General features: G+C 38.8%; 15 protein-coding genes. 13 read left to right on the forward strand and 2 right to left on the reverse strand.

What is annotated here, in order from left to right; genetic code table 11:
- Positions 1-246: 246 nt before the first annotated feature.
- The 5 genes from tal (at position 247) to dnaJ (ending at position 6,830) form a co-directional block, all read left to right on the forward strand.
- Positions 247-1,200: a transaldolase gene (tal, locus tag H1225_RS00830; RefSeq protein ID WP_075674224.1), complete on the forward strand. Its 954-nt coding sequence runs from the start codon at positions 247-249 to the stop codon at positions 1,198-1,200.
- A gap of 183 nt (positions 1,201-1,383) precedes the next feature.
- Positions 1,384-2,367 carry an SEL1-like repeat protein gene (locus H1225_RS00835; protein ID WP_109848424.1) on the forward strand — a complete coding sequence of 328 codons (984 nt, stop codon included), beginning with the start codon at positions 1,384-1,386 and terminating at the stop codon, positions 2,365-2,367.
- A 223-nt stretch (positions 2,368-2,590) separates the two neighbouring features.
- Positions 2,591-3,178 (forward strand): molybdopterin adenylyltransferase, encoded by a 588-nt coding sequence (mog, locus tag H1225_RS00840; RefSeq protein WP_006535239.1) that lies wholly within the window; start codon positions 2,591-2,593, stop codon positions 3,176-3,178.
- A gap of 482 nt (positions 3,179-3,660) precedes the next feature.
- Entirely contained in the window at positions 3,661-5,586 is a 1,926-nt protein-coding gene (gene dnaK, locus H1225_RS00845; protein ID WP_161727598.1) for a molecular chaperone DnaK, read from the forward strand.
- Between the two features lie 104 nt (positions 5,587-5,690).
- Complete coding sequence (gene dnaJ / locus H1225_RS00850) at positions 5,691-6,830, forward strand: molecular chaperone DnaJ (RefSeq protein ID WP_072063726.1); 1,140 nt, start codon at positions 5,691-5,693, stop codon at positions 6,828-6,830.
- 76 nt (positions 6,831-6,906) lie between these two features.
- On the opposite strand, the gene H1225_RS00855 is transcribed toward dnaJ, so the two are convergent.
- Positions 6,907-7,752: a DMT family transporter gene (locus H1225_RS00855; protein WP_115065084.1), complete on the reverse strand. Its 846-nt coding sequence runs from the start codon at positions 7,750-7,752 to the stop codon at positions 6,907-6,909.
- A gap of 442 nt (positions 7,753-8,194) precedes the next feature.
- Here H1225_RS00855 and nhaA point away from each other — a divergent pair, with 442 nt between their 5' ends.
- Together nhaA and nhaR are read left to right on the forward strand one after the other, a co-directional pair.
- Positions 8,195-9,373 carry a Na+/H+ antiporter NhaA gene (nhaA, locus tag H1225_RS00860; protein ID WP_006535229.1) on the forward strand — a complete coding sequence of 393 codons (1,179 nt, stop codon included), beginning with the start codon at positions 8,195-8,197 and terminating at the stop codon, positions 9,371-9,373.
- 191 nt (positions 9,374-9,564) lie between these two features.
- Positions 9,565-10,485 carry a transcriptional activator NhaR gene (nhaR, locus tag H1225_RS00865; RefSeq protein ID WP_109848427.1) on the forward strand — a complete coding sequence of 307 codons (921 nt, stop codon included), beginning with the start codon at positions 9,565-9,567 and terminating at the stop codon, positions 10,483-10,485.
- Between the two features lie 74 nt (positions 10,486-10,559).
- Here the strand turns inward: nhaR and rpsT are convergent, their stop codons facing one another.
- A complete protein-coding gene (gene rpsT / locus H1225_RS00870; protein WP_004248964.1) occupies positions 10,560-10,820 on the reverse strand; it encodes a 30S ribosomal protein S20 in 261 nt (86 codons plus the stop codon).
- A 430-nt stretch (positions 10,821-11,250) separates the two neighbouring features.
- Here rpsT and ribF point away from each other — a divergent pair, with 430 nt between their 5' ends.
- The 6 genes from ribF to dapB all read left to right on the forward strand — a co-directional run bounded on the left by ribF (position 11,251) and on the right by dapB (position 18,081).
- A complete protein-coding gene (ribF, locus tag H1225_RS00875) occupies positions 11,251-12,192 on the forward strand; it encodes a bifunctional riboflavin kinase/FAD synthetase (protein ID WP_072063723.1) in 942 nt (313 codons plus the stop codon).
- A gap of 29 nt (positions 12,193-12,221) precedes the next feature.
- On the forward strand, positions 12,222-15,032 hold the full coding sequence (ileS, locus tag H1225_RS00880; RefSeq protein ID WP_109848428.1) for an isoleucine--tRNA ligase: 2,811 nt from the start codon (positions 12,222-12,224) through the stop codon (positions 15,030-15,032).
- A gap of 3 nt (positions 15,033-15,035) precedes the next feature.
- A complete protein-coding gene (gene lspA / locus H1225_RS00885) occupies positions 15,036-15,551 on the forward strand; it encodes a signal peptidase II (protein WP_072063721.1) in 516 nt (171 codons plus the stop codon).
- A gap of 70 nt (positions 15,552-15,621) precedes the next feature.
- Entirely contained in the window at positions 15,622-16,092 is a 471-nt protein-coding gene (gene fkpB, locus H1225_RS00890) for an FKBP-type peptidyl-prolyl cis-trans isomerase (protein ID WP_006535221.1), read from the forward strand.
- Entirely contained in the window at positions 16,073-17,026 is a 954-nt protein-coding gene (gene ispH / locus H1225_RS00895; RefSeq protein WP_023580932.1) for a 4-hydroxy-3-methylbut-2-enyl diphosphate reductase, read from the forward strand. Before fkpB ends, ispH begins: the two co-directional genes overlap by 20 nt.
- Before the next feature lie 233 nt (positions 17,027-17,259).
- Entirely contained in the window at positions 17,260-18,081 is an 822-nt protein-coding gene (gene dapB, locus H1225_RS00900; RefSeq protein WP_239739389.1) for a 4-hydroxy-tetrahydrodipicolinate reductase, read from the forward strand.
- Positions 18,082-18,252: the final 171 nt, after the last annotated feature.

The following is an 18,252-nucleotide window of genomic DNA, read 5'->3' on the forward strand; positions in this document are numbered from 1 at the left end:
GATTAAATTATAGTAATAGGAAAAAACAATGGTTTCTCTTATTTGTCATGAAATTCGATAATTTAAACGATTCAGTCTGTGGTTTTCTTCTGTTTTTTTCCGCTTTTATTTTGCGAAAACGTTTGGCATTCAAATAATTGCTTTGTATGAATCTAAGCGTCTTGTAGTGTGAGCAGTCCATGTTATTATCAATAGATATCCGCAGGTGACTGCAAACAGATTTACCTAGTAGATGAGATAAACAAAATGACCAACAAATTGACTTCTTTGCGTAAGCTGACAACTGTTGTTGCTGACACTGGTGACATTGCAGCAATGAAACTGTATCAGCCACAAGACGCAACTACCAACCCATCTTTAATTTTAAATGCAGCTCAAATTCCTGAATATCGTAAATTAATTGATGAAGCGATTGAATGGGCGCGTTCACAAAGCGATTCTCGTGAACAACAAATCGTTGATGCTTGCGACAAACTGGCAGTAAATATCGGTTTAGAAATTTTAAAACTGATCCCTGGTCGTATTTCAACAGAAGTTGATGCACGTCTTTCTTACGATACTCAAGCGTGTATTGAAAAAGCACGCCATTTAATGAAACTTTACAATGATGCGGGTATCAGTAACGACCGTATTCTTATCAAATTAGCATCTACTTGGCAGGGTATCCGTGCCGCAGAGCAATTAGAAAAAGAAGGTATCAACTGTAACCTGACTTTACTGTTCTCTTTTGCTCAAGCGCGTGCATGTGCTGAAGCCGGTGTTTACCTGATTTCTCCATTTGTTGGTCGTATCATGGATTGGTATAAAGCCAATACTGATAAAAAAGAATTTGCTCCAGCTGAAGATCCAGGTGTAATTTCTGTTACTGAAATCTATAACTATTACAAACAACACGGTTATAACACTGTAGTTATGGGCGCAAGTTTCCGTAATATAGGTGAAATTTTAGAATTAGCCGGTTGTGACCGTTTAACTATTGCTCCAGCACTGTTAAAAGAATTATCAGAAGCTGAAGGTGAAGTTGAACATAAATTATCCTATAAAGGTGAAGTGAAAGCGCGTCCAGAAGCTATCACTGAAGCTCAATTTTATTGGGAACACAACGCTGATCCAATGGCAGTAGATAAATTATCTGACGGTATTCGTAAATTTGCTGTCGATCAGGAAAAATTAGAGAAAATGATTGCGGATTTATTATAATTCGTCGTTAAATTCTTATAAAAATCTTAAATACCCATCTTATATAGATGGGTATTTTTATTTTTTTCTTCTCAAAATAACATTTAAGTAAATTTTAAGATTAAATTGATTGGAATATATTATTTATCCAGTAATAATTATAAAAATAAATTATTAAAATACTCTATTTATTATTGGTGAATTATGAAAAAGATTGTCTTGGCAACGGTACTTGCATCGTTATTTTTCGGTAGCGCTGCAATGGCAGAGAGCAAAACCGCTTTCTCTTTACCTGCAATTGAAAAAAGTGCTGAAGGTGGAAACGCTGCATCCCAGTATCAATTGGGCGTAAAATATGAGAACGGGGAAGGTGTTGAACAAGATGCACAAAAAGCGCTGGAATGGTATATCAAAGCTGCTGAGCAAGGTCACGCTGAAGCACAGTTAAATTTAGCACTTATGTATGACATGAGTGATTATATTGATCGTGATGCAGAAAAAGCAGTCTATTGGTATAACAAAGCGGCTGTTCAAGGTGTCTCTTTAGCCCAATATAATCTTGCTGTTTCTTACGATGATGGTGATGGTGTAGAACAAGACCACGAGAAAGCCGTGTATTGGTATACTAAAGCCGGTGAGCAAGGTGATAGTGATGCACAATACAATCTCGGTATCTCTTATGATGAAGGTATCGGTGTGGCGCAAGATCATGAAAAAGCGGTTGTCTGGTATACAAAAGCAGCAGAGCAAGGCCACTCTGATGCGCAATATAATCTTGCTGTCTCTTATGATGACGGTGAAGGTGTAGAGCGTAACGGCACTAAAGCTGTTTTCTGGTATACCAAAGCAGCAAATCAAGGTAATCGTGATGCGCAAAATAACTTAGGCGTAATGTACGATGAAGGCGACGGTGTTGCTAAAGATGCACGTAAAGCGGTTGAATGGTATAGAAAATCAGCTATTCAAGGTAATGGTTTGGCACAAAACAATCTGGCTTTAAACTATTACTACGGTAAAGGCGTTAAACGTGATTTGAAAGAAGCTTACGCATGGTTCGCTGTTGCTGTTGAAAATGGTGATGGTGATGAAGCTATGCTAAAACGTACTGCTCGTGCATTAAATGCAGCACAATTAGCTGAAGCGAAAAAATTAGCAGCTTCTTATATTGCTAAATATATTGATGAGTAATATTAATTAATATTATTCAAGATGAAAGAGAGGGAGCTTATGCTCCCTTTTTTATTTTAGTTAAAGCCGAATAAAAATAGATTGTTATCATTTCTTTATTATTTATTCTCAATAATCAAATATTAAATATCAGTAATATATTGAGATTCTTTTTAATTCTCTTGTGTTCTCATGGTAATATCTGCGCGCAAGTTAGACGGTGATTGATTAATTGAGGTTTGATATGAACGAATTACGCATAGGGTTAGTTTCTGTTTCTGATCGCGCATCCAGTGGGATTTATGAAGATAAAGGCTTACCCGCTTTAGAAGCTTGGCTAAAAGCCGCATTAATAACGCCTTTTCATATCGAATCCCGCTTAATTCCTGATGAACAACTTATGATTGAGCAAACATTGTGTGAACTAGTTGATGAAGCTGGTTGTCATTTAGTGTTAACTACAGGGGGAACGGGGCCTGCTCGCCGTGATGTTACGCCTGATGCCACATTAGCAATTGCCGATAGAGAAATGCCAGGTTTTGGTGAGCAGATGCGTCAAATTAGTTTGAAGTTTGTACCTACCGCTATTTTATCTCGCCAAGTTGGTGTTATCCGTAACCAAGCGTTAATTCTAAATCTACCAGGCCAACCTAAAGCCATTGCAGAAACGTTAGAAGGATTAAAAGATAACGAGGGTAATGTGATTGTTAGCGGTATTTTTGCCAGTGTACCGTACTGTATTCAATTGCTTGATGGCCCTTATGTCGAAACTAATGAAGCTATAGTTGCTGCGTTTAGGCCTAAATCAGCCCGCCGTTCTACTTCAGCGTAAATAATTTAAGAGGTTATTTTTGTCGTCAACTTCTGACTAGGAAACGTGCTAGCTAAGTTGGGATAACACAAAAGTAACCTTATATTTATTTGATATTTTTATTGTTGAAGTTAAAAAACCTTGTTTTTCAAATAATTACAAGCCTTTTTTAAAGACTGATCTTAAAAATAATTTCAGATAAGTCATAATATTATTTGTATTTAATATAACATATTGAAAAATAATAATTTTTAATTCCCTTCTTATTATCAAACACAAATTTTTCGCATTTTTTGCATTTTTTTTCATTATTCCCCTTGATGAATGTATTTATGACCCCATCTTCTTTTCAACTGCAATTACCACTATTGAGTTGCGTTGATTTTATATCCGCTTCGAGATGATGTTGTTAAGTCTATTAATTTGTGACTTGAAAAATGAATATTCATCCGCATATAGATTGGTAGTCAAATTGATAAAGAATTCTCTTTGGAGGCGTTTAAATGGGTAAAATTATTGGTATTGACCTGGGTACAACTAACTCTTGTGTTGCTGTAATGGACGGCAAAAATGCCCGGGTTATTGAAAACGCTGAAGGTGATCGCACAACGCCTTCAATCGTTGCTTATGCACAAGATGGTGAAATCTTAGTTGGTCAACCTGCAAAACGTCAGGCTGTCACTAATCCACAAAATACTTTATTTGCCATCAAGCGTTTAATTGGTCGTCGTTTTGAAGATGCTGAAGTTCAGCGTGACGTTGCTATCATGCCTTACAAAATCGTAAAAGCTGATAACGGTGATGCTTGGATTGAAGCGCGTAACGAAAAAATGGCTCCACCACAAGTTTCTGCTGAAGTCCTGAAAAAAATGAAGAAAACAGCAGAAGACTATTTAGGTGAAGCAGTTACTGAGGCAGTAATTACCGTTCCTGCTTACTTTAACGATGCTCAACGTCAAGCAACTAAAGATGCGGGCCGTATCGCAGGTCTTGAAGTTAAACGTATTATTAACGAACCAACAGCGGCTGCTCTGGCTTATGGCTTAGATCGTGAAGTGGGTAACCGTACTATCGCAGTTTATGACTTAGGTGGTGGTACATTCGATATCTCTATCATCGAAATCGATGAAGTTGATGGCGAAAAAACCTATGAAGTTCTGTCAACCAATGGTGATACTCACTTAGGTGGTGAAGACTTCGATAGCCGTTTAATTAACTACTTAGTTGATGAATTTAAGAAAGAACAAGGCATTGATCTGCGCAATGATCCATTAGCAATGCAACGTCTGAAAGAAGCAGCAGAAAAAGCGAAAATCGAATTATCTTCTGCACAACAAACAGATGTTAACTTGCCATATGTCACAGCGGATGCAACAGGCCCTAAACACTTAAATATCAAAGTAACTCGTGCAAAATTAGAATCTTTAGTTGAAGATTTAGTTAAGCGTTCAATGGAACCAGTACGTGTTGCATTAGAAGATGCTGGCCTGAAAGTAAGTGAAGTTAACGACGTTATTCTGGTTGGTGGTCAAACTCGTATGCCAATGGTTCAGAAAACTGTTGCTGATTTCTTTGGTAAAGAGCCACGTAAAGACGTTAACCCTGATGAAGCGGTTGCAATGGGTGCTGCTGTTCAAGGCGGTGTATTAGCGGGTGATGTTAAAGACGTTCTGTTACTTGACGTAACTCCACTGTCTTTAGGTATCGAAACAATGGGTGGTGTAATGACTTCCCTGATTGCGAAAAATACCACAATCCCAACTAAACATAGCCAAGTGTTCTCTACCGCAGAAGATAACCAATCTGCTGTAACTATTCACGTATTACAAGGTGAACGTAAACGTGCTAGTGATAACAAATCACTGGGTCAATTTAACTTAGATGGTATTCAGGCTGCGCCACGCGGTATGCCACAAATCGAAGTGACTTTTGATATCGATGCTGATGGTATCTTGCATGTATCAGCGAAAGATAAAAACAGTGGTCGTGAGCAAAACATCACAATCAAAGCATCTTCTGGTTTAAATGAAGATGAAATCCAAAAAATGGTTCGTGATGCAGAAGCAAACGCAGAAGCTGACCGTAAGTTTGAAGAATTAGTACAAACTCGTAACCAAGCAGACCAATTAGTTCACGGTACACGTAAACAAATTGAAGAAGCGGGTGATAAATTACCAACGAATGATAAAGAAGCTATCGAAAAAGCGGTAAGCGAGTTAGAAATTGCTTCTAAAGGCGAAGATAAAGACGCTATTGAAGCAAAAATTAAAGCATTAGTTGAAGCTTCTGAAAAACTGCTAGAAATCGCACAACAACAAGCTCAAGCAGGAGCAGCAGGTAATGCCGCAGATGCGGATGCAAGTGCGAAGAAAGATGATGATGTTGTCGATGCAGAATTTGAAGAAGTTGACGGCAAAGACAAGAAATAATGCCCTTAACGGGCCACGGTAACTCACTGTGAATAGTTACTGATACCGAACACGGGCGTCGAGGAAACTCAACGCCCGTGTGCTTATGTCAAGGGTAATCTAGAATGGCAAAAAGAGATTTTTACGAAGTTCTCGGTTTAAGCAAAAACGCCGATGAAAAAGAAATTAAACGTGCATATAAGCGTTTAGCAATGAAATATCACCCAGACCGAAATCAAGGTGATAAAGAGTCAGAAATAAAATTTAAAGAAATCAAAGAAGCCTATGAGATCTTAAGTGATGCTCAAAAGCGCGCTGCTTATGATCAATATGGTCATGCTGCATTTGAACAAGGTGGATTTGGTGGTCAAGGCGGCGGTGGCTTCGGTGGCGGAGCTGACTTCGGTGACATCTTTGGCGATGTATTTGGCGATATTTTTGGTGGTGGTCGCCGTCAACAACGCGCAGCGCGTGGTTCTGACTTACAATACAACATGGATCTAACCCTTGAAGAAGCGGTTCGTGGTGTTACTAAAGAAATTCGTATACCAACACTAGAAACATGTGACAAATGTCATGGTAGCGGTGCTAAAGAAGGTACATCAGCAGAAACCTGTTCTACTTGTCATGGCGCTGGTCAGGTTCATTTACGTCAAGGTTTCTTCACTGTACAGCAAACATGCCCAACTTGTCATGGTCGCGGTAAAGTGATTAAAGAGCCTTGCTCTAAATGTCATGGTGATGGTCGTGTTGAACGTTCTAAAACACTGTCTGTCAAAATTCCGGCCGGTGTTGATACTGGCGACCGTATTCGCTTAAGTGGTGAAGGTGAAGCTGGTGAAAACGGTGCACCTGCAGGTGATTTATACGTACAGGTTCATGTTCGTCAACATCATATTTTTGAACGTGATGGCAATAATCTTTACTGTGAAGTCCCTATTAACTTCGCCATTGCTGCTTTAGGTGGCGAGATTGAAGTCCCAACACTTGATGGCCGTGTGAAACTTAAAATTCCAGCAGAAACACAAACTGGCAAAATGTTCCGCATGAAAGGTAAAGGTGTTAAATCAGTACGTAGTAGTAGTATTGGTGACTTGATGTGCCGTGTTGTGGTTGAAACACCTGTTAAACTCAATGAGAAACAAAAAGAGTTAATACAACAATTGGGTGAATCATTCGGCGGAAAGAGTGGTGAAAAAAATACCCCTCGTTCTAAAACTTTCTTAGATGGTGTGAAAAAATTCTTTGATGATTTAACCAAATAATTTTTCCTATCACCTTCAAAAAGGCCTGATGATAAATCCTATATCATCAGGCCTTTTTATTTAATGATGTTTAATATTATCCCATTTTGATAGCAACAATACCCGCTAAAATCACTAAACACGCCAATAGTTGTTTACGGTTAAATTGCTCTTTTAACAGATAGACAGATAAGATCATGGCAAATAATACACTGGTTTCTCTTAAAGCAGCCACAAGTACGATAGAAGCATGACTCATTGCCCATATCACAATTCCATAGCTTACCAATTGCATAAGCCCACCTAAAAATGCGGGTTTCCAATAATCCTTTATTTTGGTTTTTAAATGCTGGCGATAACGGAGCCAAGCAAGTAAATACATTGCGATGCCATTTAAAAAGAAGAGCCATAAAATATAAGCAAATGGTGTTTCACCTACACGAGAGCCATTCCCATCAGATAAAGTATAACTTGCGGTAAATAATGCGGTCAGCAGAGCAAAAAAGAGTGCATCTTTACGTAAGTTAAACGCCGCTATTTTCCTACTGCGTGAGATAAGGATAATACCCAAAATGATAAGTAAAATGCCTAGTAAGCCAGTGATTGGTAGTGTTTCATGAAAGAGAAAAAAGCCAAGAAAAGCAGTCATTAATGGCGCACTACCACGAGAGATAGGATAGACCTGATTAAAATCAGCCAAGGTATAACAACGGCTTAAAGAGAGTGTGTAACCCACATGAAATAAAACAGAAAGGGCAAGCCATTTCCATGCGCCAACATCAGGGAGTCCGATCCAAAATAGGGCGGGTAATGTTACAACACCAGAAAAAAAAGTCAGTAGCGAGATCCCTAGAAATCGATCATTGCCTACTTTAACTAATGCATTCCAACATGCATGAAAGATAGCAGCAAATAAAACGGCAATAAAAACAGTAATCGACATATTGATAGAAACCTTAATGAAAAAAGGGTAATTTTTAATAAAACAATAGCACAATAGTCAAACAGTAAATATGCGACTACTTCTTTTTATCTTCTGAGCTGGTTCAAAAGGTGAAGAATAGCAGTTCTCTTTATTCAGTAATAAAAATTGATATGTTTGATCTATTTTATCAATTGGTATGATTTATCAAAAAAGATACTTGTTTTTACTTAATTATAAAAAATATTATTTATATTCAATGTCTTATTTTTGGTGTTCTTAATTCTTGTTGTTTTTGTTTTATTGAAAAATTATGTTGATGAATTGATACTATTCATCTTATTTTTCTTATTATTTCTTTTTCAATTCGAGTAATTCGAGTTATTATCCATAAATAATCTGTTTTTTACGAATTCATAATTAGCATATTATTAACAAGATTAGTGATTTCGAGGTTAATATTATGACGGCAATTATTAGACAATTTTTGAGATTAGAGGCATCAGGCGGTATTCTTCTGATTATTGCTGCTATTATCGCATTGATTATGGCGAATACACCTCTAAGTGCTTTGTATAATGAGTTTTTATCTATTCCTATTATGATCAAATTCGGCGCGTTCGAACTTGATAAGCCATTATTGCTTTGGGTAAATGATGCATTAATGGCGATCTTTTTCTTAGTGGTAGGACTGGAAGTTAAACGCGAATTAAAAGAAGGTTCTTTGGCTCAGCGTGATAGAGCCATTTTCCCAGCAATAGCTGCAATGGGAGGGATGTTAGCACCGGCATTGGTTTATTTGATGTTTAATCATACTGATGCCATTGGACAGCAAGGATGGGCAATTCCAGCAGCAACAGATATTGCTTTTGCTTTAGGTGTTATGGCGTTACTTGGCAAGCGTGTCCCTGTTGAGTTAAAAGTATTCTTATTAGCATTAGCTATCATTGATGACTTAGGCGTTATTGTGATTATTGCGCTCTTTTATTCAAAGAGTATTGCACTAATTCCTCTCGCTCTGGCTGGTTTGATAGTGATTACTCTGGGCATAATGAATTGGCGTAAAGTGGGTAATACGGCTGCTTATTTAATTCTTGGGTTCATCTTGTGGGTGTGTATTTTAAAATCAGGTATTCATGCAACGATTGCTGGTGTGATTGTTGGATTTCTCATCCCGTTAAGAAATAAAGAAGGTGATTCTCCTTCTGAAGAATTAGAACATGTGTTACACCCTTGGGTTGCCTATTTTATTTTACCGCTATTTGCATTTAGTAACGCAGGGGTTTCTTTAAATGGCGTAACCTTTGATGGCATATTATCTGCTTTACCGTTGGGTATTGCGTTAGGTCTATTTTTAGGTAAGCCGATTGGAATTTTCCTCTTTAGTTGGGTTTCGGTAAAACTAGGCATTGCAAAATTACCAGATGCGATTAACCTTAAACAAATATTTGCAGTATCTGTGCTATGTGGTATCGGTTTTACTATGTCTATCTTTATTGCTGGATTAGCATTTGATGGCGCGGATGAAGCTTATAATACCTACTCTAAGCTTGGTATTTTAGTGGGTTCAACAGTAGCCGCTGTTGTGGGGTATTTGTTACTTCGTTCTGTTTTACCGAAGTTAAAAACGAAATCAATATAAGGAAACTTATCACGGATTTGAGTTTCTCAACACAATAAATACCGAGCTATAATATTTAAACCTACGGTGCAATACAGTGTATTGTGCCGTAGGTGTTTTTATGAGGATTGGATGCAAGGAAAGCCAATCGCAAACTAATGCGTTATTACATAGTCTGTGTTTGAAACACAGAAGTTGAAAGGAAGATAACTATGCGGGTGTCACATCTCAATTTTAATCATCTTTATTATTTTTGGCATGTGTGTAAAGAAGGCTCTGTTGTCGGTGCGGCGCAAGCGTTGTATCTGACACCTCAGACAATTACAGGGCAAATTAAAGCATTAGAAGAAAGATTGGGTGGCAAGTTATTTAAACGCCAAGGAAGGGGGGTTGTTCCTTCAGAATTGGGTCAGCTCATTTTTCGTTATGCCGATAAAATGTTTATGCTCAGCCAAGAAATGCTGGATATCGTCAACTACAGTCGTGAATCGAATTTACTGTTTGATGTCGGTGTTGCGGATGCATTATCAAAACAATTAGTCAGTCGCGTATTAGAAACGGCAGTAATTGATAATGAGCAAATCCATCTGCGTTGTTTTGAATCTACTCATGAACTGTTATTAGAGCAATTAAGTCAGCATAAACTGGATATGATCTTATCCGATTGTCCTGTGGATTCGTCGCAACAAGAAGGTCTGTTCTCTGTAAAACTTGGCGAATGTAATATGAGCTTTTTTTGTAGCCACCCTCTTCCCGAAAAACCGTTTCCTGAATGCTTAGAAGAGCGAAAGCTCCTCATTCCGGGACGTCGATATATGTTAGGTCGTCATTTATTAACATGGATACGTAATAAAAACCTTCAAGTGGAAATATTGGGTGAGTTTGATGATGCGGCATTAATGAAAGCATTCGGCTTAAATTATAATGCTATCTTTGTAGCGCCTTCGCTGTATACCGATGAAACTTTTGCTCATAGTAATATTGAAGAAATTGGGATGCTTGATACGGTAAAAGAAGAGTACTACGCAATTTTTGCAGAGCGAATGATCCAACATCCCGCGGTTCAACGTGTTTGTAATACTGATTTCTCAGAACTTTTTAATGGAGATAAAAAGCGCGTTACAAATCCATAAATGGGTTGCGGTTAAAAAGTAGAAAACAAAAAAACCGGCATGAGCCGGTTTTTTTATAACACAAGAAAGCAATATTACATTGCTTTGATTTGTGCTTGCAGATTAGCTTTATGACGTGCAGCTTTATTCTTGTGAATTAAGCCTTTAGTTGCCTGACGGTCAACAATTGGTTGCATGTCATTAAATGCTTTTTGTGCTGCTTCTTTATCACCTGAAGCAACTGCTGCGTATACTTTTTTAATGTAAGTACGCATCATAGAACGACGGCTTGCGTTGTGCTGACGACGCTTTTCAGACTGAACCGCACGTTTCTTAGCTGATTTGATATTAGCCAAGTTCCAACTCCCAAATATATTCTAGCGAGGACAAATACAAAGGTGAAGGAATATGCCTTTTCAACCTAAGTTTGTCAATGGATTTATACAAAATTAGCGTCGTTGTACGCGACACTTGTTTCGTTGTGATGGCGCAAGATTTTATCAGTTAAGACGGGTAGAATACAGTCTTTTGAGTGAAAAAATCATCAAAATCGTGTATATGAGTAATAAATAATAGATTCTAATAGGATCTACGGTTGATTTTATGCGATTTTATAACCAAGAAGTGAGTGATAGTCCATTTTTGTTTAATGTGAGTAGTCACATTTAAGAATAATAGTGAATCGACTTGTCGAGATATTACTCATCAATAAACATTGATATATTGGGTTACTCTCAAGCCTTTGACAAGGTATAATCCAATAATTTCCACGGTATTGAGCCAGTTATGGAGCTAATTCGCGGTATACAGAATATTAGAGCGCTACATCATGGTTGCGTTCTGACAATTGGGAATTTTGATGGTGTCCATCGAGGCCATCAGGCATTATTGAAACACTTGAAGCAAGAAGCTTCACAACGAGGGTTACCCACGGTTGTGATGACATTTGAGCCTCAACCGCTTGAGTTTTTTTTACCAGAAAAAGCACCAGCACGTCTGACTCGTTTACGAGATAAGATAAAGTATTTGGCTGAATGCGGTATTGACTACCTTTTGTGTGTCAAATTTGATAAACAATTTGCGGCACAAACCCCAGAGGAATTCGTTTCATCACTATTGGTGAATAAGTTAGGGGTGAAATTTCTTGCTATTGGCGATGACTTTCGCTTTGGCAAAAACCGTGAAGGTGATTTTCACTTCTTACAACAAGCTGGTGAAAGGTATGGATTTGAAGTCGCAAGTACAGAAAGTTATTGCGATAAAGGATTACGTATCAGTAGCACTGCGGTAAGAGAAGCGTTACTCAATGATGATTTAGTTCTTGCTGAATCACTACTAGGCCATCCTTACAGTGTCTGTGGGCGTGTTGTTCATGGTAATGAATTGGGTAGAACCATTGGTTTTCCGACAGCCAATATTCCTATGAAACGCTTAGTTGCACCCGTTAAAGGCGTTTATGCCGTTGATGTCTATTTATCAGATAATCAATCACCTTTACCCGGTGTGGCAAATATCGGAAGTCGTCCTACTGTAAAAGGGAAGGGCGTACAATTAGAAGTTCATTTAATCGACGTTAATATGGATTTATATGGACGTCGTATTGATGTTGTGTTACGAAAGAAATTACGTAATGAACAGCGATTTGCATCACTGGATGCATTAAAGCAGCAAATCGCAGATGATGTGGCTACTGCTAGGGATTTTTTATCGCAGCGGTCGGAGTCATAAACTAGCGGAAAATTGGAACTGAGAATCGAATGAGTGACTATAAAAATACCCTGAACTTACCAGAAACAGGGTTCCCTATGCGCGGGGATTTAGCAAAGCGCGAGCCAGAGATGTTATCCCGTTGGTACAAAGAAGGTTTGTATCAAGCAATTCGTCAGGCTAAAAGTGGTAAGAAAACATTTATTTTGCACGATGGCCCTCCATACGCCAACGGCAATATTCATATTGGTCACTCAGTAAACAAAATTCTCAAAGATATTATTATTAAGTCCAAAGGGCTGTCAGGCTTTGATTCTCCGTACATTCCAGGATGGGATTGTCACGGATTACCTATCGAACTAAAAGTTGAACAAATCGTAGGTAAACCAGGAGAGAAAATATCTGCAGCGCAATTCCGCGAGGAATGCCGTAAATATGCTTACGAGCAAATTGAAGCACAGAAAAAAGATTTTATTCGTTTAGGTGTTCTAGGAGATTGGGAAAAACCTTATCTTACAATGGACTATAAAACGGAAGCGAATACTATCCGTGCATTAGCGCGCATTATCGCAAATGGTCACCTGTTAAAAGGGGCTAAACCTGTTCACTGGTGTACAGCGTGCGGTTCATCGCTGGCAGAAGCTGAAGTTGAATATTACGATAAAACGTCCCCTTCAATTGATGTGCGTTTTACCGCCGTTGATCCAAATGCAGTTGCTGCAAAATTCCATACAACAACAGATAAACCAATTTCTTTGGTTATCTGGACAACAACACCTTGGACGTTACCCGCTAACCGCGCTATCGCTTTAAATGCAGAATTTAATTATGCCTTAGTCTCTTTTGACGACGAGTGTGTGATTTTAGCCTCTGACCTTGTTGAAGGTGTAATGAAGCGTATTGGCGTAACAAGCTGGACTGTTTTAGGCGAATGTAAAGGTGCTGATTTAGAGCTATTGCGATTTAATCATCCATTTATGGGCTTTGATGTACCTGCAATTTTAGGTGATCACGTTACTTTAGAGGCGGGTACAGGTGCTGTTCATACTGCACCAGGCCACGGCCCTGATGATTTCGTTATTGGTCAAAAATACGGTTTAGAAGTCGCAAATCCAGTTGGCCCAAATGGTTGTTACTTAACAGGTACTTATCCAACATTAGATGGTGTTTTTGTTTTTAAAGCGAATGATGTCATCGTTGAATTGCTAAAAGAAAAAGGTGCTCTGTTACATCACGAAGCATTGCAGCACAGTTATCCTTGTTGTTGGAGACATAAAACGCCGGTTATTTTCCGTGCTACACCACAATGGTTTATTGGTATGGATAAAAACGGTTTACGTCAACAATCATTAAAAGAGATCAAAGGTGTTAAATGGATCCCTGATTGGGGTCAAGCACGTATTGAATCAATGGTTGAAAACCGCCCTGACTGGTGTATTTCTCGTCAACGTACTTGGGGTACGCCAATGTCTCTGTTTGTTCATAAAGAGACACAAGAGCCACATCCACGTACTTTAGAGTTGATGGAAGAAGTGGCAAAACGTGTTGAAGTGAGCGGCATTCAAGCGTGGTGGGATTTAGATATCCGTGAAGTGTTGGGTGATGACGCTGACGATTACATGAAAACGCCAGATACACTGGACGTATGGTTTGATTCAGGATCAACACACTCAACAGTTGTTGATGCTCGTCCAGAATACCATGGCAATTCAGCTGATATGTATTTAGAAGGCTCTGACCAACACCGTGGTTGGTTTATGTCCTCACTGATGATCTCGACGGCAATCAAAGGTAAAGCGCCTTATCGTGAAGTGTTAACACACGGTTTTACCGTAGATGGACAAGGTCGTAAAATGTCTAAATCTATCGGTAACACAGTAAGTCCACAAGATGTGATGGATAAACTGGGTGCTGATATCCTACGTTTATGGGTTGCATCAACAGATTACACAGGTGAAATCGCCGTATCTGATGAGATCTTAAAACGTTCTGCGGATACTTATCGTCGTATTCGTAATACCGCGCGTTTCTTCTTAGCTAACTTGAATGGATTTGATCCTGCAAAACACCAAGTTAAACCAGAAGAGATGGTAACACTTGACCGTTGGGCTGTAGGCCGTGCGAAAGCAGCACAAGCTGATATTCTAAAACACTATGAAAATTACGATTTCCATAATGTTATTCAGCGCTTAATGCAGTTCTGTTCAGTGGAAATGGGGTCTTTCTACTTAGATATCATCAAAGACAGACAGTACACTGCGAAAAGCGATAGTGTTGCTCGTCGTAGTTGCCAAACTGCGTTATTCCATATCTGTGAAGCATTAGTTCGTTGGATGGCGCCCGTTATGTCGTTTACCGCAGATGAGATCTGGAATGAGTTACCAGGTGAACGTGCAAAATATGTCTTAACGGAAGAATGGTATACCGATTTATTTGGCTTAGATGCGTCAGAAACCTTAAATGATGACTACTGGGCTGAATTACTTGCTGTTCGTGGTGAAGTCAACAAAGTATTAGAGCAAGCTCGCACAGATAAACAACTGCGTGGCTCTTTAGAAGCATCAGTAACACTGTATGCAGATAAAGCTTTAGCCGATAAGTTAAATGCGTTAGGTAACGAACTGCGTTTTGTTTTATTAACATCTCAAGCGAAAGTGGTAGATATTAATGAAGCACCAGAAACGGCATTAGCTTCTGATATGGCGGGTTTAAAAATCGCCTTTAACAAAGCAGATGGCGAAAAATGTCCTCGTTGCTGGCATTATGCGACAGATATCGGTCAAGTAGCGGAACACGCTGAATTATGCGGACGCTGTGTTACTAACGTAGCCGGTAACGGTGAAGAACGTAAGTTTGCTTAATTAATGAAGAAAACACTTTGCTCTACAGGTTTACGCTGGCTATGGCTAGCCGTCGCTGTAGTGGTGTTGGATTTAGGAACGAAACAGTATTTCATGCAGACATTTCGTCTGTATGAATCTGTTGCTGTGATGCCTTTTTTCAACTTCACTTACGCCCATAACTATGGTGCAGCCTTTAGCTTTTTAGCAGATAAAGGGGGATGGCAACGTTGGTTTTTTGCACTGATTGCATTGGCAATCTGCATTACTTTATTAGTAATGATGTATAAAAATAAAGCGAGTGCCAAACTAAGTAACGTTGCTTATGCGCTCATTATTGGCGGAGCATTGGGTAATCTTTCTGATCGTCTGATCCATGGGTTTGTCATCGACTTTCTTGATGTTTATGTCGGAGATTGGCACTGGCCTACCTTTAATATTGCTGATATGGGGATTTGTATTGGTGCTGGACTTATTATTATTGAGAGTTTTTTCCCTGATAAAAATGTCAGTCCACAGGATACAAAAAAGCAAAAGTAATCAGATAAGAAGTTAACTAAAATAACCCCTGCCTTATGGCGGGGGTTACGCTTAATAAGAAGGTATTAGTATGGTTATGCAGGTACTCAACGACAGCGCAGTGTTGCTGAATTTCACTTTAAAGTTAGCAGATGGCTCTGTTGCTGAATCTACACAAGCGCATGGTAAACCCGCTCTTTTTCGTTTAGGTGATGAAAGTTTATCACCAGCCTTAGAAGCTGAATTATTGGGATTATCTACGGGAGATAAAAAAACCTTTACGCTTGCGGGTGAGCATCTTTTTGGTAAATACAATCCTGACTTGATCCAATACTTTATGCCTTCTGACTTTGCAGAGTCTGGTGTGCCTGAGGCTGGCACTATTATGCTATTTACAGCAATGAATGGCAGTGAAATGCCAGGCATTGTAAGAGATGTCACTGAAGATTCTGTAACAGTTGACTTTAATCATCCGTTAGCGTCAGAAGAAGTGACATTTGATATTGAAGTTGTCTGTATCAATCCGGAGGAGGAAACAACACATGCAAATACTGCTGGCTAACCCACGAGGCTTTTGTGCTGGTGTTGACCGAGCTATCAGCATTGTTGATCGCGCTCTGGAAATCTATGGCGCGCCTATTTATGTTCGCCACGAGGTTGTTCATAACCGCTATGTCGTTAACGACTTACGTGAACGTGGTGCTATCTTTATTGAAGAAATTTCAGAAGTACCCGATAACGCGATTTTAATTTTTTCGGCTCATGGTGTTTCTCAAGCTATTCGGCAAGAAGCTCGCTCACGTAATTTAACAATGCTTTATGATGCAACTTGCCCATTGGTGACTAAAGTTCATATGGAAGTGGCTAGAGCTAGCCGTAAAGGTAAAGAAGCAATTTTAATAGGTCATGCAGGACACCCTGAAGTTGAAGGCACCATGGGGCAATACAATAACCCTGAAGGGGGAATGTATTTGGTTGAGTCGCCTGCTGATGTTTGGAAATTAGAAGTAAAAGATGAAGATAATCTTTGCTTTATGACTCAAACAACACTTTCTGTAGATGATACATCTGAAGTGATCGATGCTTTAAATGCACGCTTCCCTAAAATTATTGGGCCTCGTAAGGATGATATCTGTTACGCAACAACCAATCGTCAAGAAGCGGCAAGAGAACTTGCTGAAAAAGCGGATGTTGTTTTTGTTGTTGGCTCTAAAAACTCATCAAACTCAAATCGCTTAGCGGAGCTTGCACAGCGAGCGGGTAAGCCTTCTTATCTTATCGATAGCTTTGAAGATATTGATGAATCATGGGTCGCTAATGCAAATATTGTTGGTGTTACAGCAGGCGCTTCAGCGCCTGATATTTTAGTTCAACAAGTATTAGAACGTTTAAAAACCTTTGGTGCTGATGATGTGGTCGAATTATCAGGGCGTGAAGAAAATATTGTTTTTGAAGTCCCTAAAGAGCTTCGTCTCGATTATAAAGTTATTGAATAATATCACTTAAGTGTAATGGTGAATTTAAAAAGCAGAGTGAATAACTCTGCTTTTTTTATGCTAAAAGTTAAGTTAAATGAATAATCATGCTATTCATCTCTTTTACTGATAATCACTAGGGTTTTGTGTGTTTTTCTTATCTTGAACGTTAAATGCTGGCATCAAGTGGATGACCTCGCTAATCTGTAAACAATAAATAGAGATCATAAGTATTGTTTAGGAGAAATTTAGTTATGTCTGCGAAAGAACTTCGTCTTGCTGTTGTTGGTGCGGGTGGTCGTATGGGGCGCCAATTAATTCAGGCAATTTCTCAACAAGAAGGAACTGTGCTAGGTGCTGCTTTTGAACGTACAAATTCTTCATTAATTGGCTCAGATGCGGGTGAATTGGCTGGCATTGGTCATATCGGTGTCACGGTAACTGATAACTTATTAGCACAAGCTAATGCATTTGATGTATTAATTGATTTTACACGCCCCGAAGGAACGCTTTCTCATATTGAATTTTGTGTAGAACAACAAAAAGGCATGATTATCGGTACGACTGGCTTTGATGATGAAGGCAAAAAAGCGATTGAAAATGCAGCTAAAATTATCCCAATTGTATTTGCTGCTAACTTTAGTGTTGGTGTCAATCTGGTGCTTAAATTACTTGAAAAAGCCGCTAAAGTGATGGGTTCTTATAGTGATATTGAAATTGTAGAAGCGCACCATCGCCATAAGGTTGATGCCCCATCAGGTACTGCATTAGCAATGGGGGGATCTATTGCAGAGGCACTGGGTCGTGATCTTAAAGAGTGTGCCGTTTATGAGCGAGTAGGGCATACGGGAGAGCGTGACCCTCAAAGTATTGGTTTTGCTACTATTCGTGCGGGGGATATTGTGGGTGAACATACTGCGATTTTTGCCGATATTGGTGAAAGAGTCGAGATAAGCCATAAGGCTTCTAGCCGAATGACATTTGCAAATGGTGCGGTAAGGGCAGCTATTTGGTTAAGTTGTAAAAAATCAGGTCTATATAATATGAAAGATGTGATTTCTTTAGAAGAATTGTGATTTTTTATTATTTTTAACTATATGAAAACTCATAATTATTTGTTTAATTGTGGGTTTTTTTATTTGATTTTTTGTTTTTATTCTGTTTGTTCTTATTTGTGTTATTTATCTCTTATTTTTTCTGTTTTTTTTCTAAAAATAGAACATATCACGCCGTATTTTCTTTTAAAA

Source organism: Proteus penneri, assembly GCF_022369495.1.
Classification (GTDB): Bacteria; Pseudomonadota; Gammaproteobacteria; order Enterobacterales; family Enterobacteriaceae; genus Proteus; species Proteus penneri.

Bases quoted from the DNA above. Each gene is read 5' to 3' on its own strand.
- tal (WP_075674224.1), top strand. From the start codon at position 247: ATGACCAACAAATTGACTTCTTTGCGTAAGCTGACAACTGTTGTTGCT.
- H1225_RS00835 (WP_109848424.1), top strand. From the start codon at position 1,384: ATGAAAAAGATTGTCTTGGCAACGGTACTTGCATCGTTATTTTTCGGT.
- mog (WP_006535239.1), top strand. From the start codon at position 2,591: ATGAACGAATTACGCATAGGGTTAGTTTCTGTTTCTGATCGCGCATCC.
- dnaK (WP_161727598.1), top strand. From the start codon at position 3,661: ATGGGTAAAATTATTGGTATTGACCTGGGTACAACTAACTCTTGTGTT.
- dnaJ (WP_072063726.1), top strand. From the start codon at position 5,691: ATGGCAAAAAGAGATTTTTACGAAGTTCTCGGTTTAAGCAAAAACGCC.
- H1225_RS00855 (WP_115065084.1), bottom strand. From the start codon at position 7,752: ATGTCGATTACTGTTTTTATTGCCGTTTTATTTGCTGCTATCTTTCAT.
- nhaA (WP_006535229.1), top strand. From the start codon at position 8,195: ATGACGGCAATTATTAGACAATTTTTGAGATTAGAGGCATCAGGCGGT.
- nhaR (WP_109848427.1), top strand. From the start codon at position 9,565: ATGCGGGTGTCACATCTCAATTTTAATCATCTTTATTATTTTTGGCAT.
- ribF (WP_072063723.1), top strand. From the start codon at position 11,251: ATGGAGCTAATTCGCGGTATACAGAATATTAGAGCGCTACATCATGGT.
- ileS (WP_109848428.1), top strand. From the start codon at position 12,222: ATGAGTGACTATAAAAATACCCTGAACTTACCAGAAACAGGGTTCCCT.
- lspA (WP_072063721.1), top strand. From the start codon at position 15,036: ATGAAGAAAACACTTTGCTCTACAGGTTTACGCTGGCTATGGCTAGCC.
- fkpB (WP_006535221.1), top strand. From the start codon at position 15,622: ATGGTTATGCAGGTACTCAACGACAGCGCAGTGTTGCTGAATTTCACT.
- ispH (WP_023580932.1), top strand. From the start codon at position 16,073: ATGCAAATACTGCTGGCTAACCCACGAGGCTTTTGTGCTGGTGTTGAC.
- dapB (WP_239739389.1), top strand. From the start codon at position 17,260: ATGTCTGCGAAAGAACTTCGTCTTGCTGTTGTTGGTGCGGGTGGTCGT.